The sequence below is a fragment of the Rhodococcus sp. K11/5 genome, from assembly GCF_055193735.1.
Map to the genome: position 1 here is coordinate 2293514 of NZ_CM143721.1, position 16655 is coordinate 2310168.

Consider the following 16655-nt stretch of genomic DNA (forward strand, 5'->3'; position numbering starts at 1 on the left):
AGGCTAACGCGTGCGGCAGGATGTCCCCATGACCGGCGACGAGAGAAGAACACTCCTGCTTCTGGACGCTGCCAGTTTGTGGTTCCGGGCATTCCACGCGTTGCCCGAGTCGATGACCGCGCCCGACGGTCGGCCCGTCAACGCGGTGCGCGGGTTCATCGACATGGTCGCCTCGCTCATCACCCGCACCGGCGCGTCGAGACTGTCGGTCTGCCTGGATCTGAATTGGCGCCCCACCTTTCGGGTGGAACTGGTCCCGTCCTACAAGGCCCATCGCGTACTCGACGAATCGGCGTCCGGCCCTGACTCCGAGGACGCACCGGATGCGTTGGGGCCCCAGGTCGACCTCATTCTCGAGATTCTGGAAGCAGCGGGAATTGCCACGGCGGGCGCCGAAGGCCTCGAGGCCGACGACGTTCTCGGCACGTTGGCGGCTCAGGAGCGGGTCGACACCGTCGTCGTGGTCAGCGGTGATCGTGATCTTCTCCAGGTCGTGGCCGACGAACCGGTGCCGGTCCGGGTGCTCTACGCCGGTCGCGGACTGGCGAAGGCCGAGCTGTTCGGCCCGGCGGAGGTGTCGGAGAAGTACGGCGTACCGATCGACCGACCGGGCCCTGCCTACGCGGAACTCGCTCTCCTACGCGGAGATTCGTCCGACGGGCTGCCCGGCGTGAAAGGCATCGGCGAGAAGGGTGCGTCGTCCTTGATGACGAAGTTCGGATCGCTCGAGGCCGTTCTGGCTGCAGCCGACAGTCAGGATCCGGAGCTGGCCGCCGGGGTCCGGGCGAAACTGCTCGCCTCACGCGACTACATCGACGCAGCACTGCCCGTCGTTCGGGTGGTCACCGACGCCGACATCATTCGATCTCGGTCGGACGAGATTCCGCGTGAGCCCGTCGATCCGGAGCGCCTGTCCGTACTCGCCGACGAGCTCGGCGTTCAGAATTCGATCGGGCGGCTGATCAAGGCCATGGCTCGCTGACCATCCCCTCTCTAGAACACCTGTTCGATTTGTGTCGGTGGGGTCGGTTACCTTCTGGGCATGCTTTCGGGGGACGGCACGGGGGACGGGGTCGGCGACATCGCCGGCGCCGTCATCACCGATGCCTCCGTCGAAACACTGATCGCGTCGTTGGAGACGACGATGGCGGACCTCGCCTCGGTCGATGCGTCACGGTTGTCGAATCGGGATCGGTTGGCGTTGATCGCCCGCACCGAAACCGTCCGCCGCTCGTTGCTCGGCTCGTCGTACACCTGGCTCAACGACACCGTCCATCAGGGCGGGTTCGACGGTCTCGGCGGCTCCGCCCCCTTCTCGCTGGGGATGTTGTTGCGGATCACCGCCCGCGCCGCCGGGGACCGCCTGCGCACCGCCGCCGACGTCGGGAGGCGGCGGGCGTTCACGGGTAAGCCGATGCCGCCGGTGTACCCGCACACCGGCACCGCCGCAGTGCAGGGTGTGTTGGATCCGGCGCACGTGGCGGTGATCCGCACCATCGTCTCCCGCATCCCCGAGGCGGTCGGCCCAGAGGTCGCCGAGGAGGCGGAGAAGCAGTTGGTGGCGCTGTGCGGTGAGCATGCTGCGGATGCGGTGCGCGCGGCCGGGGAGCGGATCCTCGCGCACCTCGACGAGGACGGAAACCCACCCTCCGACGAGGAGGTCGCGGCGTCGTGTTTCATCCACTTCGACAAACAGGACGCCCACGGGCTGAGTCGGGGGAAGTTCCGGGTCGATGCGGAGTTCCGGGCGTTGCTCGAAGCGGTCACCGAGGCGATGGGCAAACCCGGAGCCAAGAAAGGACCGAAGAGGGATGGCTCCGGCGGTGACGCGGGCGGCGGTGACGCGGCCGACGACGGTGCGTCCGACGGCTCAGACGACGGCGGAGCGGAAGGGAACGACTCCCCCACCGCCGATCCCGACGCCGACGCCGGTGCGGGTGCCGATCCCGAGCTCGACCTCGGCCTCCCCACCCCCGACGCGGAGCCGGGTGCGGAGCCGGAGCGGGATCTGCGTAGCCGCGGCCAACGTATCCACGACGACCTCAAAGACGCCATCCGCCTGCTGCTGAGCTCGAACCTGCTCGGACACCACCGCGGTGTCGCCACCAAAGCCATCGTCACCATGACCCTGCACGACCTCGAAAACGCCACCGGACTCGCCCTCACCGGCACCGGAACCCACATCCCGATAAGGCAGGCCATACAGATGGCCGCCGCCGCACACCCCTACCTGCTGCTCTTCGACGGCCACGGCCGCCCCCTGCACTTCGAACGCGGCCGCCGACTCGCCACCGAAGACCAACGCCTCGTCCTGACCGCCTGGCACCGCGGCTGCACCTTCCCCGGCTGCACCCGACCCGCCACCCGATGCCAAACCCACCACGTCACCGACTGGGCCAAATGCGGGCGCACGAACATCGACTGCCTGGCACTGGCCTGCGATCGGCATCACCACCTCATCGGCGACGACCCGAACCTCCGCTGGTCCACCACCACCGCCGGTAACGATCACCCCTACCCGGGGCGCACCCTCTGGCACCCACCGACCTGGCTCGACGCCAGGCGCACCGGGCGCATCAACCACTACCACCACCCCGACGAATACCTCTACGACCCAGACCCACCAGACCCCGAACCACCAGAGCCGCCAGAACCGCCAGAACCGGACTGAAACCGGTCCCAAAAACTCTGCCGCCCAGCCTCACCCGATACACGGGGTGAGGCTGGGCGCAGTGAAACCGTTGGACCTATTGGGGGCGGGCCACCTGGTACGTGCCCTGGTCGTCGGTGACGGTCACGGTGACGGTGCGGGGATCGCCGTCGACGGTGAGGGAGCATGTGAACTCATTACCCACCTCGACCGCTTGCCCGGAAGGACAGGAAACATCGGTGACCTCGATGGCGCTGTACGCCTCGGTCACGATCTGGGCGACCCCGGCCTGTACGGCCTCGTTGTCCAATCGGTCGACGAAGAGTCCCGACACCGCGAAGGCGATGAACCCGAGGACGAGCAGTCCGAGCACAATGCCGCCCCCGATGAGAAGAGGCTTCTTCCGCGACCGCTTGTTCTGCTCGGACTCGTTCCATTGCTGATTCCCCTGCGGGTAGCCGCTGGGCTGCCCGTACCCGGGTTGCGCATAACTTTGCTGCGCAGGGGGGCTTTGCTGCCCGTATCCGGGTTGTGGGTACCCCGGCTGCCCGTACCCGGGTTGGCCGTACTGCTGGGGTTGCCCGTACTGCTGGGGTTGCCCGTACTGCTGGGGTTGCCCGTATTGCTGGGGTTGCCCGTAGTGCTGGGGCTGGCCGTAACCGTGATCACCCTGCGGTTGCTGGTATCCCTGCGGCTGCTGATAACCGGACTGTCCGTAGCCGGGCTGACCTTGCGGCTGAAAACCCGGTAGACCCTGGTACCCCTGGGGCTGCTGGTACCCCTGGGGCTGCTGGTACCCCTGGGGCTGCTGGTACTTCTGGGGCTGCTGGTACCCCTGCGGCTGCCCGTAACCCCCCGGCTGCGCGTACCGCTGGTCCTCGGGCCGACTCGCGCCACCCTGCTGGCCCGTCTCCGGCACACCACCGTCGGCGGCATCCCCGGAACGCCCCTCGTCGTCGCGCTGATACGGGCCGCTCATGATCGCCTCCACTAAGCCGGAACGTGCTCTTTCGCGTCGCACACTAGCCCTTCGCCGCAGCGAAGGGCGGGAACCGTCAGGCCGCGTCGACGGCCACCACTCCTCGGCGAATGGCGGCGATGGCCTTGTTCGCGGTGGCGGTCACGGTCTCGTCGGGCGAGGCGGAGCGGATCTGGTCCAGGATGTCGATCACCTGACGACACCACCGCACGAAGTCGCCGCCGGACAGTGCCCGACCCTGCTGACCGGCCGCGAACAGCACTTCCTCCAGCGATTCCCTGCGCGCCCACTTGTAGATCGCGATCACGAAGCCCATGTCCGGTTCCCGGGTGGGAGGCAGCTTCAGTCTGATCTCGTCGGCCCGCAGTTCGCTCCACGCCTGCACGGTCCGAGCCAGTGCGAACCGGATGTTCCCCGTCGGTCCCTGCGGCGAATTGTCCCCGTCCTGACGCGACTCGTAGACGACGGACGAGACGACCGCAGCGAGCTCGGCCGGACCGAGCCCCTTCCACACTCCTTCGGCGAGGCACTCGGCGACCAGCAGGTCGGACTCCGAGTAGATGCGACCCAGTTTCGTGCCGCGCTCGGTGACCATGACGGCCCGGCCGGCCGGTTCGCCGTCGGTGGCCTCGATGTCACGCTCGGCGAGGTAACCCCGCTCGGTCAGCAGTTCGAGGATGCGATCGAAGGTGCGGGCCAGCGAGTTGGTGGTGGACGCGACCTTAGAGCGCATCGAATCGGTGTCGCGTTCGAGCCTTGCGTATTTCTCCGACAGGCGAGCCAGATGGTCGCGGTCCGGCCAGGAGTGGCACGGGTGCGATCGCACGGCACGGCGCAGTGCACCGAGTTCACGATCGTCCGCAGCGGTGGAGCGGCCACGTCGACCTCGTCCCGGCGCGGTGATTCCCGTGCTGCGCAACGCCGACGCCAGATCTCGACGCGTCCGCGCGGTGCGGTGATCGATGTGCCGAGGAAGTCGCATGCGACCGAGTGCAGACACCGGGGTCGGAAAGTCGGCGGACGACAGTCGACCGGCCCACTTGTCCTCGGTGAGGACCAGAGGCCGAGGATCCACGGACGACTCGTCGCTCTCGAGCACCACGGCCAGCCCGGACCGCCGGCCGGTGGGGATCGAGATGACGTCGCCACGGCGCAGGGCCACGAGGGAGGACACCGCGTCGTTCCGGCGTTCGGTGCGGCCCTGCTGCTCGAGCAGCCGTTCGCGTTCCTTGAGCCGGGCCTTCAGTTCCGCGTACTCGGCGTACGGCGAATCGGCACCACCGAGTTTGGCCAGCAGATCCTCTCGTGCCTTGACGTTGCGTTCGATTCCCCGGACCAGCCCGACGACGGATGCGTCCGCCTGGAACTGCGCGAACGAACGCTCGAGCAGGGTGCGGGACGCGTCGACGCCCATGCGGTCGACGAGATTGACGGCCATGTTGTAGGACGGTCGGAACGAACTGCGAAGTGGGAACGTGCGGGTGGACGCCAGGCCGGCCACCTCGGTCGGCTCGACCCCGGATTGCCACAACACCACCGCGTGGCCCTCGACGTCGATACCGCGACGCCCCGCCCGCCCGGTGAGCTGGGTGTACTCCCCCGGCGACAGGTTCGCGTGCGTCTCACCGTTGAACTTGACCAGACGTTCGAGGACGACGGTGCGAGCGGGCATGTTGATGCCGAGGGCCAGCGTTTCCGTGGCGAACACGGCCCGCACGAGACCCTTGACGAACAGTTCCTCGACGGTGTGTCGGAACACCGGGAGCATTCCGGCGTGGTGCGCGGCCAGTCCGCGCTCGAGCGCCTCGCGCCACTCCCAGTACCCGAGTACCTCGAGGTCGCCGCGCGGGATCTCGGCCGTGTGCCGTTCGATGACCTCGACTATTTCCTCCGCCTGTTCCGGGGAGGTGAGCCGCAGGCCCGATCGCAGGCACTGGTTGACGGCACCGTCGCATCCGGCGCGGCTGAAGACGAAGGTGATGGCCGGGAGCAAACCCTCGGCGTCCAGGAGTCGGATGACCTCGGGTCGTGGAATGGGGCGGCTTTCCGGCCGGTGCGGACGACTCCCCCCGCGACCTCGACCGCGCGGCGCCTCCCATGACCCCATCCGCTCGGCCTGAACGCGTTCCTTGACGTAGCGAACCAGGTCCTTGTCCACCGGACCGCCGGTCGGGGCGCCGGCGTCGGACTTGACGTCGAACAGGTCGAACAACCGCTTGCCGACGAGGATGTGCTGCCACAGCGGCACCGGTCGGGTCTCGTCCACCACCACGGAGGTGTTGCCGCGGACGGTTTCCATCCACGCGCCGAACTCCTCGGCGTTGCTCACCGTCGCGGACAGGCTCACCAGGCGCACGTCCTCGGAGAGGTGGAGGATGACCTCCTCCCAGACGGCGCCCCGGAACCGGTCGGCCAGGTAGTGGACCTCGTCCATGACGACATGCGAGAGTCCGCGCAGCGCAGGCGATTCCGCATACAGCATGTTGCGGAGCACCTCGGTGGTCATCACCACGATCGGCGCGTCCGAATTGATGCTCTGGTCACCGGTGAGCAGGCCCACGTAGCCCTTGCCGTAGCGCGCGGCGAGTTCGGCGTACTTCTGATTGCTCAGCGCCTTGATGGGCGTGGTGTAGAAGCACTTGTTGCCGGAGGTCAGCGCGAGGTGGACGGCGAACTCGCCCACCACGGTCTTCCCGGCACCGGTCGGCGCGCAGACCAGAACGCCGTGACCGTCTTCGAGAGCGCGGCACGCGTTGCGCTGGAACGGATCGAGGGGAAACGACAGCGACGACGCGAACTCGTCCAAACGCGGACCGTCGTGCAGGTCCTGCTGTCCGCTCGCTGACCGGAATTCGTGCTGTCCGCTGGGAGTGGCCACCCGTCCAGATTAGAGGTTATCGATCCCGAGGCGGTGGATCGACCGGTCGAGCGCGGCGCTCACCCACACGGCCGTGGCCGACCTGCCCAGATCAGGGGGTGTCGGAGTAGTCGGTCTTGCCGTCCGATGTCACCGGGACCGGCCGCTCGACGGGGGCGACTCGCGTGTCCAGAGTCGACGCCTCGTCGTCCGAGACCTCGCCCCAGGCTTCGGTCTGCTTGCGAGCGCGACGGCGATCGTTGATGCGGGCGACCTGGATGGCCAGCTCCACCAGGATGCACAGAGCCAGGGCCAGCGCGGTCATGGAGAACGGGTCACCACCCGGGGTGGCCACGGCGGCGAAGGCGAACATCGCGAAGATCAACCCGCGACGCCAGGACTTGAGCCGCTCGTACTTGAGCACACCGATGGCGTTGAGCGCGACGATCAGCAGAGGGATCTCGAAGCTGACGCCGAAGATGATCAGCAGGTTGATGACGAACCCGAAGTACTCGGCGCCGGACAGCGCGGTGATCTGGACGTTGTCACCGATGGTGAGCAGGAAGTCCAAGGCCTTGGAGACCACGACGTAGGCGAGGACGACGCCGGAGATGAACAGCAACGCCGCCGACGTGACGAACGCGACGGCGTAGCGTCGCTCGTTGCTGTGAAGGCCGGGCGTGATGAACGCCCACACCTGGTACAGCCACACCGGGCAGGCGAGGACGACGCCGGCCGTGATGGCGACCTTGAAACGGAGCATGAACTGCTCGAACGGACCGGTGGCCAGAAGGCGACACACTCCGTCGTCGGTGAGATCGGCGCGGCTGGACGCGGGAAGAGAGCAGTACGGATCCTTGAGCAGATCACCGAGCGAGGCGATTCCCAGGAACGTGTGCGAGTACCAGAAGAAGCCCACGATCGTGGTGACCACGATGGCGATCATCGACCACACCAGCCGGGTCCGAAGCTCGAAAAGATGCTCGACCAGCGACATCGTTCCGTCGGGGTTGACGCGCCGCTTGCGCTGTCGCGGGTCCAGTGGGATTCGCACGATCACTCTCTGATGGTCGGACGCGGCCTCAGCCGACGTAGCCGTGGGGACGTCGCCGGTCCGGGACCGGCCGTGAGCACGGCCGGGGCGCCACACGCCCCGGCGTCCTCATCGGTGGCGCCGACCGGGGGGCCGGCGACTCACCGTCGATCAGGCAGACCGAGGATGCTGATCCTGATCGGTGGGTACGGCAGTCTGCACGGTCGGATCCGGCGAGGCGACCGGCGCCTGCGCGGGCAGCTGCGCCGGGGCGACCGGCTGCTGCGTGGTCTGCGCAGTCTGCGTGGTCGTGGAGTTCGTGTCCTTGCCGTCGTTCTGCATCTCCTTGACCTCGCTCTTGAAGATGCGCAGCGAGCGTCCGAGTCCACGTGCCGCGTCGGGCAGCTTCTTCGAGCCGAAGAGCAGGACGACGACGAGGATCAGAACGATCCAGTGCCACGGTTGAAAAGCGCCAGTCATGATTGAAAACCTCCCAGTTGGATGACCCGATGCTACCGGAGTGGACATCGAATTCTCGGCTCGCGGACCCGCCGATACCTCGAGGTTCGCCGAGAGTTCACTCGGAGAATCCTGTGGGCGAACTCAGTGCCCGATCACATCGCCCGAGTCGGGTGAACCACCCGAACCCACCGCGTCGACACTTCGGTACACGTCGAGAGCCGCGCGAGCGCGTTCGCCGACCATGTCCACCAGTTGCGGTGGCTCCAGCACCCGGACCCCGGACCCGAATCCCAGCGCGAGACGCGACATCCAATCGACGGTGGCGAACCGCATGGTCACCTCGACCGAACCGTCGGAACCGTCCGCCACCCTGGTCATCGGGTAGTAGTCGAGGATCCACACGTGGTCGGGGGCGACGGACAACCGGGCCAGGGGCAGCGACGCGTCGTCTCGGAACAGATCGAACGCGTCGTCGTCCTCGGCCTGCTCCGGCGGGGTGGACGGCTCACCGTTCTCCCGCGCGGCGTCGATGCGGTCGAGACGAAACAGGCGCACACCCTCGGCGCTGCGGCACCACGCCTGCAGGTAGCTGTGATCGTCGATCAGGACGACCCGGATCGGATCGACGGTGCGCTCGGAGATCACGTCCCGCGACGCCGAGTAATAGGTGATATCCAACGCGCGATGACCAGCCACGGCCCCGCGCACGGTCGCGACGATGGGGCTCTCGACCGGATCCTCGGAGGTGTTGCCCGCGTCCGCCGAGGCGTTCGCGACACCGGCCGCCGCCTCGATCTTGGCGATGGCACGCTGCGCGGCCGACGGATCGACCATCCCCGGCATCTCCACCAGCGACCTCAGCGCGACCAGCAGGGACGTCGCCTCGGTCGAGGTCAGACGGAGAGGCCGATCGATGCCCGCGGTGAACGTGACCTCGATGCTCTCCTCGGAGAAGGACAGGTCGATCAGATCACCGGGTCCGTACCCGGGGAGACCGCACATCCACAGTTGGTTTAGGTCGTCCATGAGTTGCTTGGTGGTGACCCCCAGCTCGGCGGCCGCCTCGACGGCGCTCATCCCGGGATTCGCGACGAAATACGGAACGAGATTCAGCAGCCGCGCCAACCGCGACGACAGGCGCGCGCTCATCGGGCGACCTCCGACGACGCGGTGGCCGAGAGTTTGGCCGTGACGTCCGCGCGGAGTTCCGGCGGCGTGAGCACGATCGCGTCCGCGCCGTGACCGGTGATCACGCGGGCGATCCACTCCCACGAGCGCACCGGGACCCGAACGACGGACCCCGTACGGCCCGCGAGCGTCCGCTCCTCCACGACCGCCCCGAGTCGGCGGATCTCGAATCCACGCCCGTCGGCCACCCACACGTCGGCGCTCCCGGCGACGTTGCCGGTGCCCGCGGCGTCGGCGACGATGGCGGCGAGGTCGGCGGTGTCGGGCTTGTGGACGGCACCCGCCTCTCCGAACGCGACGACGTCGTCGCCGATGCGCGAGAGTCGGAAAGTGCGAACGGCGTTGCGAGACAGGTCGTGTCCGACCAGGTACCACCGCCCGCCGTGCGTCACGACGCCCCACGGTTCGACGGAGCGCTCGGCGTAGGCGTCGGCCTGGGACGAGCGGTGCGAGAAGCGGACGGCGCGGCCGTCGTCTATCGCGGCGAGGAGTCTGCCGAGTGCCGGTTCGGAACCACGGGTGCGAGCCGGCACTGCGGTGAGCGACGCCGGCGACGCCTCCGCGTCGACCTGCACTCCCGCGGCACGCAGCTTGAGGACCGCGCTCTGCGCGGCGGACGTCAGCTCCGGTGATTCCCACAGCTGCACGGCGACGGCGACCGCGGCCGCCTCGTCGCTCGCGAGATCGATATCCGGAAGTTCGTAGGCATCACGGTTGATGCGGTACCCCTCGACGGTGGAGAACCGCGACGCCTGTCCGGTCTCGAGCGGTACGCCCAGATCCCGCAGTTCGTTCTTGTCGCGCTCGAACATGCGACTGAACGCCTCGTCGGTCGCGGAATCGGCATACCCGGCCACCGAGTCTCGGATGCGCTCTGCCGTCAGGAACTGCCGCGTCGACAACAGGCAGATCACCAGGTTCATGAGTCGTTCGACTTTGGAGATCGCCACGATCGTCAGCGTAGTGGTCGGACGCGTCGATGGAGGCGCGCATCGCCGGGCTGTGGACAACCGCCGATACGACGCCGTGACGTGCCCGATCTGTGGACGGTGCCCTTGACGGCGCCGCCGACCACCGTCACATCGAGGCGATGAGCCTCTCGACCCGCTCGTCGACGGAGCGGAACGGGTCCTTGCACAGCACCGTTCGCTGCGCCTGGTCGTTGAGCTTGAGATGAACCCAGTCGACCGTGAAGTCGCGCCCCGCCTCCTGTGCGGCAGAGATGAACTCGCCGCGCAGTTTCGCCCGAGTGGTCTGGGGCGGGGTGTCGACGGCCTCGTCGATCTGCTCGTCTTCGGTGATGCGCTTCGCGAGACCCTTGCGCTGCAGTACGTCGAACACGCCGCGGCCGCGCTTGATGTCGTGGTACGCGAGATCGAGTTGGGCGATCTTGGGATCGGACAGATCCATCGAGTACCGATCCTGGTAGCGCTCGAACAGCTTTCGCTTGATCACCCAGTCGATCTCGGTGTCGACCTTCGCGAAATCCTGCGCCTCGACGGCATCGAGAGTGCGGCCCCACAGATCGACGACCTGCTCCACCTGCGGATCGGGCTCCCGGTTCACCAGATGCTCGACGGCGCGGGCGTGGTACTCGCGCTGGATCTCGAGCGCACTGGCCTGGCGACCTCCGGCGAGGCGAACGGGACGCCGGCCGGTGAGGTCGTGGCTCACCTCGCGAATCGCGCGAATCGGATTGTCCAGAGCGAAATCTCGGAACGAGACGCCGGCCTCGATCATCTCGAGCACCAGCGCGGCGGTGCCGACCTTGAGCATCGTCGACGGCTCGGCCATGTTGGAGTCGCCGACGATCACGTGGAGTCGTCGGTACTTCTCCGCGTCCGCGTGCGGCTCGTCGCGGGTGTTGATGATGGGTCGGGACCGGGTGGTCGCGGACGAGACACCCTCCCAGATATGTTCTGCGCGTTGGGACAAGCAGAAGGTCGCGGCCTTCGGAGTCTGGAGGATCTTGCCGGCGCCACAGATCAACTGGCGGGTCACCAGGAAGGGGAGCAGGACGTCGGAGATGCGCGAGAACTCGCCCGCGCGGACCACCAGGTAGTTCTCGTGGCACCCGTACGAATTGCCGGCGGAGTCGGTGTTGTTCTTGAACAGGTAGATGTCTCCGCCGATGCCCTCCTCGGCGAGCCGCTGCTCTGCGTCGACCAGCAGGTCCTCGAGCACGCGCTCGCCGGCGCGATCGTGGGTGACCAGCTGCAGCAGACTGTCGCACTCCGCCGTCGCGTACTCCGGGTGCGAGCCGACGTCCAGGTAGAGCCGCGCGCCGTTGCGCAGGAAGACGTTGGAGCTGCGCCCCCACGAGACCACCCGGCGGAACAGGTACCGGGCCACCTCGTCCGGACTCAGCCGACGATGCCCGTGAAACGTGCACGTCACACCGAACTCGGTCTCGATACCCATGATTCGTCGCTGCACACTTCGACAGTACAACCACGAACGGTCCGGCATCGGCTGTCGGGCGGCGAGCACGTCGTGGTGTGCGTTCGCGCCGATCACCGTCGTTCGCGCCGATAGTGTGGCCCGATGACGACTCGATCCCTTCGCGGCCGCACTCGCACGCTCGATCGATCGTTGGTCCGCGCGAGCTTCGCGGCCCGCCCCGCTCGGGTCGACCCCGTTCTGCGTCATCTCACCGGCCTGGCCGACCACAGCGTGCTCTGGTTGATCGTCGCCGCGGGGCTGGCGGCGACGGGGGGATCGAGACGGCGCGGTGCGGTGCGCGGCCTCCTCGCCGTCGTCGGCGCGAGCACCCTCGCGAACGGGGTCCTCAAGCCCATGCTCCCCCGCGATCGGCCACCCGCCGTCGACGTGCCGTCGTTGCGTCGCCTGCTCGAGCCCCCCGTGTCGTCGTCGTTTCCGTCCGGGCACTCGGCGTCGGCCGCGGCGTTCGCGACCGGGGTCGCCCTGGAGTCACCGCTGGCCGGAGCGATCGTGGCGCCGCTCGCCGCCGCCGTGGCGTACTCGCGAGTGCACGTCGGTGTGCACTGGCCGTCGGACGTGGTCGTCGGATCCGCGCTCGGGGCGGCCGTGGCGCTGTCGACGCGTCGGTGGTGGGCGGTGCGCACCGAGGAGGCTGCTCGCCTGGGGAACGACGGCGAGGCCCCGGCGTTGCCGACGGGCCACGGACTGCTGGTCCTGGTCAACCCCGGCGCGGGGTCGGACAACGAGGCCGACGTGCATCGGGTCGCCGATTCCCTGCCGGGAGCCACCTTCTTCGAACCCGACGTCGAATCGGGCGTCGACTTCGTCGATCAGTTCCACGCGGCCGTCGGTCCGGAGGTTCGCGCCCTCGGCGTCTGCGGGGGTGACGGCACCGTGGCCACCGCGGTGACGGTCGCGGCGGATCGTCGCCTTCCACTGGCGGTCTTTCCGGGCGGAACCCTGAACCACTTCGCCCGCGACACCGGATCGGCCGACATCGAGGTCACCGCGCGAGCCGTCGAATCGGGGCGGTCGGCGACGGTGGACGTGGGCGGTGTCTCCGTCGACGGACGGAAGCCGCACCTGTTCGTCAACACCGCGAGCGTCGGCGGATATCCGGACTCGGTTCTGCTGCGCGACAAGTGGGGCCCGCGCATCGGCAAGTGGCCCGCCGCGGCGGCCGCCATGGTGAAGGTTCTCGCGGTCGCCGAACCCATGACCGTGACTCTCGACGGACGCCCGGAATCGGTGTGGATGCTGTTCGTCGGAAACGGGCGGTACGCGCCCGCGGATCAGATCCCGATGCCGCGCCCCACCCTGTCGGACGGAGTCCTCGACGTGCGTTACCTGCGGGCGCGGATGAAGCTGTCGCGAACCCGACTCGCGGTCGCGGCGCTCACCGGGACCCTGGGTCGCTCACCGACCTACCGGCACCTGAGGGTGAACACGCTGACGGTGGCGAACGCGGGCGAACCGGTGTCCGTCGCGGTGGACGGGGAGGTGGCCGGAGAGGGCCGGACCTTCGACTTCGAGGCCCGGCCCTCCCTGCTCACGATCTACGGATCGGGATCAGTCGGCGGACGCCGCGGGAAGTAGTTCCTGCAGCGCATTCCCCGTGATGCGTCGGAAGGCGCGCCGCGGACGGGTCTGCTCGAGTACCCCCACCTCGAGGCTGGACACCTCGAGAACTCGCTTCTCCGGCGCCTCCGCACCTGCAGCGGGCGGAGCGACCGGCGCGACCCCGTCCTGCAGGGCGGCCACGGCGATACCCACGGCGGCAGCGAGATCGAGGCCGGGACGGTACGCCTCGCGCAGTGCCGTCACGATCGGTTCGGTCGTTCCGCCCATCACCACGAACTCGAGTTCGTCGACGATGGAGCCGTCGTAGGTGATGCGGTAGAGCTGAGCCTTCGGCGCGTCACCGAAGCGACCCACCTCCGCCACGCAGATCTCCACCTCGTAGGGCTTGAGCTGCTCGGTGAAGATGGTGCCCAGCGTCTGGGCGTAGGCCTTGGCCAACGAGCGCCCCGTCACGTCGGCGCGATCGTAGGTGTATCCCTTGGTGTCCGCGTGGACGATCCCGGCGCGACGGAGGTTCTCGAACTCGTTGTACTTGCCGACCGCGGCGAAGCCGAGGCGATCGTAGAGCTCGCTCACCTTGTGCAGGGCCGACGATCGGTTCTCGGCGACGAACAGCACGCCGTCTGCGTACGTGAGGACCACGACGCTGCGCCCGCGGGCGATTCCCTTGCGCGCCAGTTCCGAGCGATCGCGCATGATCTGCTCGGCGGAGGCGTAGTACGGCATGGTCATCGACGTTCACCTCCCTGTGCGAGTCGATCCTGGAGCACCGCGCGCGCGAGCGTCTCGGTGCGATCGGTGGTGACGAAGTCCGCGCCACCCGACCCGATGGTCACCGCCGTCGGGTAGATGCCTCGGGTGAGATCCGGACCACCCGTGGCGGAGTCGTCGTCCGCTGCGTCGTAGAGAGCCTCGATCGCCACGCGCAACGCGTCGTCCTCGGACATGCCGTCGCGGTAGAGCTTCTTCATCGCGGACTTGGCGAAGAGAGACCCCGACCCGACGGCGTGATAGCCGGCGCGTTCCTCGTAGCGCCCACCGACCACGTCGTAGGACACGATGCGACCGGCGCGCCGCGCGTCGACAGCGTCCACGTCGTATCCGACCAGGAGCGGAACCACGGCGAGACCCTGCATCGCGGCACCGAGATTGCCTCGCACCATCGACGACAGCTTGCTGGCCTTGCCGTTGAAGGTGAGCTGGACGCCCTCGATCTTCTCGTAGTGCTCGAGTTCGACGGCGAACAGACGAACGAGCTCGATGGCGAGTCCCGCGGTACCGGCGATGCCCGCCGCGGAGTAGTCGTCGGTGATGTAGACCTTGTCGACGTCGCGACTGGCGATCAGATTGCCCATCGTGGCGCGGCGGTCTCCGGCGAGCACGACGCCGCCGTCGTACGCGACGGCGACGATCGTGGTTCCGTGCGGCGCGATGTCGGAACTCGTTCCGGCCTCGGACGCGGCGGCCGACCGAGAATCACCGTCGAAGCGATTCTCGGGCAGCAGGTGCGGGGCGTGGTTGCGGAGGTGATCACTGAACGAGGAGAACGCCGAGCCGTAGCGCAGCGAGGTCTCGCTCTCGTGGGGACGGGAGACGGATCGGCCTTCCGTCACTGGCCGCCCTTTTGCACGTAGGCCCGGACGAAGTCCTCGGCGTTCTCCTCGAGCACGTCGTCGATCTCGTCGAGCAGATCGTCGGTCTCCTCGGCGAGCTTCTCGCGCCGTTCCTGACCCTGCGCGCCCTCCGCAGAACCCTCGTCGTCGTCTCCACCGCCGGAGCGTGTGGTCTGCTCTTGTGCCATCGCCGACCTCCTTCTCACTCGACCCTGCGGAGACCGGCTCCACGGGGAACTTCAGCCTACCGAGCCGACGGCCGTCGGACCGGGGCAACCCGCCCGAGATCGGGCGTCCCTACCTCAGTTGGTCAGTTGATCGACCAGCTCCGCCGCCGAATCGACGGAGTCGAGCAGCTTCCCGACGTGGGCCTTGGTGCCGCGCAGCGGTTCGAGAGTCGGGATCCGAACCAGCGAGTCGCCGCCGAGGTCGAAGATCACCGAGTCCCAGCTGGCTGCGGCGATGTCGGGACCGAACCGGCGTAGGCACTCGCCGCGGAAGTACGCCCGGGTGTCACTGGGGGGAGTCGAGACCGCGTCCATGATCTGCTGTTCGGTGACCAGCCGTTCCATCGAACCGCGCGCCACGAGCCGGTTGTACAGACCCTTGTCCAGGCGGACGTCGCTGTACTGCAAGTCGACCAGGTGCAGACGCGGCGCCGACCACCCGAGACCCTCGCGGTTGCGAAAACCTTCGAGCAAGCGCAGTTTCGCGGGCCAGTCGAGCAGGTGGGCACAGTCCATCGGGTCGCGTTCGAGCAGGTCGAGGATCATCGCCCACTTCTCCACGACATCCGCCGCGCGAGCGTCCTCGTTTCCCTGCGCGTCGAGATGCGCGGACACGCGCTCGAGGTAGATCCGTTGCAGAGCGAGCGCGGTGAGCTCACGGCCGTCGGCCAGCGCGACCGTCCGCCGCAGCGTGGGGTCGTGGCTGATCTGGTGGACGGCGGTGACCGGGCGCGCCAGTTGAAGATCCGACAGATCGACACCGGCCTCGACGAGGTCTAGCACCAGGGCCGTGGTGCCGACCTTGAGGTAGGTCGACATCTCCGCGAGATTGGCGTCGCCGATGATGACGTGCAGCCGTCGGTACTTGTCCGCGTCGGCGTGCGGCTCGTCGCGGGTGTTGATGATGCCGCGCTTGAGCGTGGTCTCGAGGCCGACCTCGACCTCGATGTAATCGGCACGCTGGGAGAGCTGGAAGCCCGGCTCGTCCCCCGACTGCCCCAGCCCGACGCGCCCCGACCCGGTGAAGATCTGACGTGAGGCGAAGAACGGCGACAGGCCCATGACGATCGCGGAGAACGGCGTCTCGCGCGACATCAGGTAGTTCTCGTGAGTGCCGTACGACGCGCCCTTGCCGTCCACGTTGTTCTTGTACAGCTGCAGCCGCGGCGCTCCGGGCACGCTCCCCGCGTGCCGCGCGGCCGCCTCCATGACCCGCTCACCGGCCTTGTCCCAGATCACGGCGTCCATCGGGTCACTGACTTCGGGCGCCGAGTACTCGGGGTGAGCGTGGTCGACGTAGAGCCTCGCGCCGTTGGTGAGGATCATGTTCGCCGCGCCCACTTCGTCGGCGTCGATGATCGGCGCCGGCCCGCTGAACTTGCCCAGGTCGAATCCCCGCGCATCGCGGAGCGGGGATTCCACCTCGTAGTCCCACCGGGTGCGCTTGGCGCGCGGTACGCCCGCGGCCGCGGCGTAGGCCAGAACGGCCTGGGTGGACGTGAGAATGGGATTGGCCGACGGTTCCGTCGGGGAGGAAATTCCGTACTCGACCTCGATGCCGATGATGCGTTGCATCAGTCGAGCCTATTCCCCACCGACGGAACCGGTGCCGACCGAACCCCC

General features: G+C 68.0%; 14 protein-coding genes. 3 read left to right on the forward strand and 11 right to left on the reverse strand.

Annotation, left to right across the window (positions count from 1 at the left end; genetic code table 11):
* Positions 1–28 precede the first annotated feature (28 nt).
* Both ACY466_RS10865 and ACY466_RS10870 read left to right on the forward strand, forming a co-directional pair.
* Positions 29–982 (forward strand): 5'-3' exonuclease, encoded by a 954-nt coding sequence (locus ACY466_RS10865; protein ID WP_463245420.1) that lies wholly within the window; start codon positions 29–31, stop codon positions 980–982.
* Between the two features lie 60 nt (positions 983–1042).
* On the forward strand, positions 1043–2671 hold the full coding sequence (locus tag ACY466_RS10870) for an HNH endonuclease signature motif containing protein (RefSeq protein ID WP_463245421.1): 1629 nt from the start codon (positions 1043–1045) through the stop codon (positions 2669–2671).
* Positions 2672–2747: 76 nt separating this feature from the next.
* Here ACY466_RS10870 and ACY466_RS10875 read toward each other — a convergent pair whose 3' ends face one another.
* From ACY466_RS10875 to pafA, 7 genes are all read right to left on the reverse strand, one after another.
* Positions 2748–3629 carry a DUF4333 domain-containing protein gene (locus ACY466_RS10875; RefSeq protein ID WP_463245422.1) on the reverse strand — a complete coding sequence of 294 codons (882 nt, stop codon included), beginning with the start codon at positions 3627–3629 and terminating at the stop codon, positions 2748–2750.
* 76 nt (positions 3630–3705) lie between these two features.
* Positions 3706–6453 carry a DEAD/DEAH box helicase gene (locus tag ACY466_RS10880; RefSeq protein WP_463252225.1) on the reverse strand — a complete coding sequence of 916 codons (2748 nt, stop codon included), beginning with the start codon at positions 6451–6453 and terminating at the stop codon, positions 3706–3708.
* A 145-nt stretch (positions 6454–6598) separates the two neighbouring features.
* A complete protein-coding gene (gene tatC / locus ACY466_RS10885) occupies positions 6599–7540 on the reverse strand; it encodes a twin-arginine translocase subunit TatC (protein WP_463252226.1) in 942 nt (313 codons plus the stop codon).
* A gap of 150 nt (positions 7541–7690) precedes the next feature.
* Positions 7691–7999 carry a Sec-independent protein translocase subunit TatA gene (gene tatA, locus ACY466_RS10890; RefSeq protein ID WP_463245423.1) on the reverse strand — a complete coding sequence of 103 codons (309 nt, stop codon included), beginning with the start codon at positions 7997–7999 and terminating at the stop codon, positions 7691–7693.
* A gap of 123 nt (positions 8000–8122) precedes the next feature.
* A complete protein-coding gene (locus ACY466_RS10895; RefSeq protein WP_463245424.1) occupies positions 8123–9130 on the reverse strand; it encodes a helix-turn-helix transcriptional regulator in 1008 nt (335 codons plus the stop codon).
* On the reverse strand, positions 9127–10119 hold the full coding sequence (locus ACY466_RS10900; RefSeq protein WP_463245425.1) for a helix-turn-helix transcriptional regulator: 993 nt from the start codon (positions 10117–10119) through the stop codon (positions 9127–9129). The genes ACY466_RS10895 and ACY466_RS10900 overlap by 4 nt, the downstream gene beginning before the upstream one ends.
* 127 nt (positions 10120–10246) lie before the next feature.
* Positions 10247–11605, reverse strand: a complete 1359-nt coding sequence (gene pafA, locus ACY466_RS10905; RefSeq protein WP_463245426.1) for a Pup--protein ligase — start codon at positions 11603–11605, stop codon at positions 10247–10249.
* A gap of 108 nt (positions 11606–11713) precedes the next feature.
* Between pafA and ACY466_RS10910 the strand changes: the two genes are divergently transcribed.
* Positions 11714–13207: a phosphatase PAP2 family protein gene (locus tag ACY466_RS10910; RefSeq protein ID WP_463245427.1), complete on the forward strand. Its 1494-nt coding sequence runs from the start codon at positions 11714–11716 to the stop codon at positions 13205–13207.
* On the opposite strand, the gene prcA is transcribed toward ACY466_RS10910, so the two are convergent.
* The 4 genes from prcA to dop all read right to left on the reverse strand — a co-directional run bounded on the left by prcA (position 13181) and on the right by dop (position 16607).
* Positions 13181–13924: a proteasome subunit alpha gene (prcA, locus tag ACY466_RS10915; RefSeq protein WP_463245428.1), complete on the reverse strand. Its 744-nt coding sequence runs from the start codon at positions 13922–13924 to the stop codon at positions 13181–13183. The two genes, ACY466_RS10910 and prcA, sit on opposite strands and share 27 nt — an antisense overlap.
* Complete coding sequence (gene prcB, locus ACY466_RS10920) at positions 13921–14805, reverse strand: proteasome subunit beta (protein WP_463245429.1); 885 nt, start codon at positions 14803–14805, stop codon at positions 13921–13923. Before prcB ends, prcA begins: the two co-directional genes overlap by 4 nt.
* On the reverse strand, positions 14802–14993 hold the full coding sequence (locus tag ACY466_RS10925; protein WP_463245430.1) for a ubiquitin-like protein Pup: 192 nt from the start codon (positions 14991–14993) through the stop codon (positions 14802–14804). The genes prcB and ACY466_RS10925 overlap by 4 nt, the downstream gene beginning before the upstream one ends.
* Before the next feature lie 114 nt (positions 14994–15107).
* Positions 15108–16607, reverse strand: coding sequence for a depupylase/deamidase Dop (gene dop / locus ACY466_RS10930; protein ID WP_463245431.1), 1500 nt, complete (start codon positions 16605–16607; stop codon positions 15108–15110).
* Between the last annotated feature and the right edge of the window lie 48 nt (positions 16608–16655).

Bases quoted from the DNA above. Each gene is read 5' to 3' on its own strand.
- ACY466_RS10895 (WP_463245424.1), bottom strand. From the start codon at position 9,130: ATGAGCGCGCGCCTGTCGTCGCGGTTGGCGCGGCTGCTGAATCTCGTT.
- ACY466_RS10910 (WP_463245427.1), top strand. From the start codon at position 11,714: ATGACGACTCGATCCCTTCGCGGCCGCACTCGCACGCTCGATCGATCG.
- tatA (WP_463245423.1), bottom strand. From the start codon at position 7,999: ATGACTGGCGCTTTTCAACCGTGGCACTGGATCGTTCTGATCCTCGTC.
- ACY466_RS10875 (WP_463245422.1), bottom strand. From the start codon at position 3,629: ATGAGCGGCCCGTATCAGCGCGACGACGAGGGGCGTTCCGGGGATGCC.
- ACY466_RS10925 (WP_463245430.1), bottom strand. From the start codon at position 14,993: ATGGCACAAGAGCAGACCACACGCTCCGGCGGTGGAGACGACGACGAG.
- prcA (WP_463245428.1), bottom strand. From the start codon at position 13,924: ATGACCATGCCGTACTACGCCTCCGCCGAGCAGATCATGCGCGATCGC.
- ACY466_RS10870 (WP_463245421.1), top strand. From the start codon at position 1,043: ATGCTTTCGGGGGACGGCACGGGGGACGGGGTCGGCGACATCGCCGGC.
- dop (WP_463245431.1), bottom strand. From the start codon at position 16,607: ATGCAACGCATCATCGGCATCGAGGTCGAGTACGGAATTTCCTCCCCG.
- ACY466_RS10865 (WP_463245420.1), top strand. From the start codon at position 29: ATGACCGGCGACGAGAGAAGAACACTCCTGCTTCTGGACGCTGCCAGT.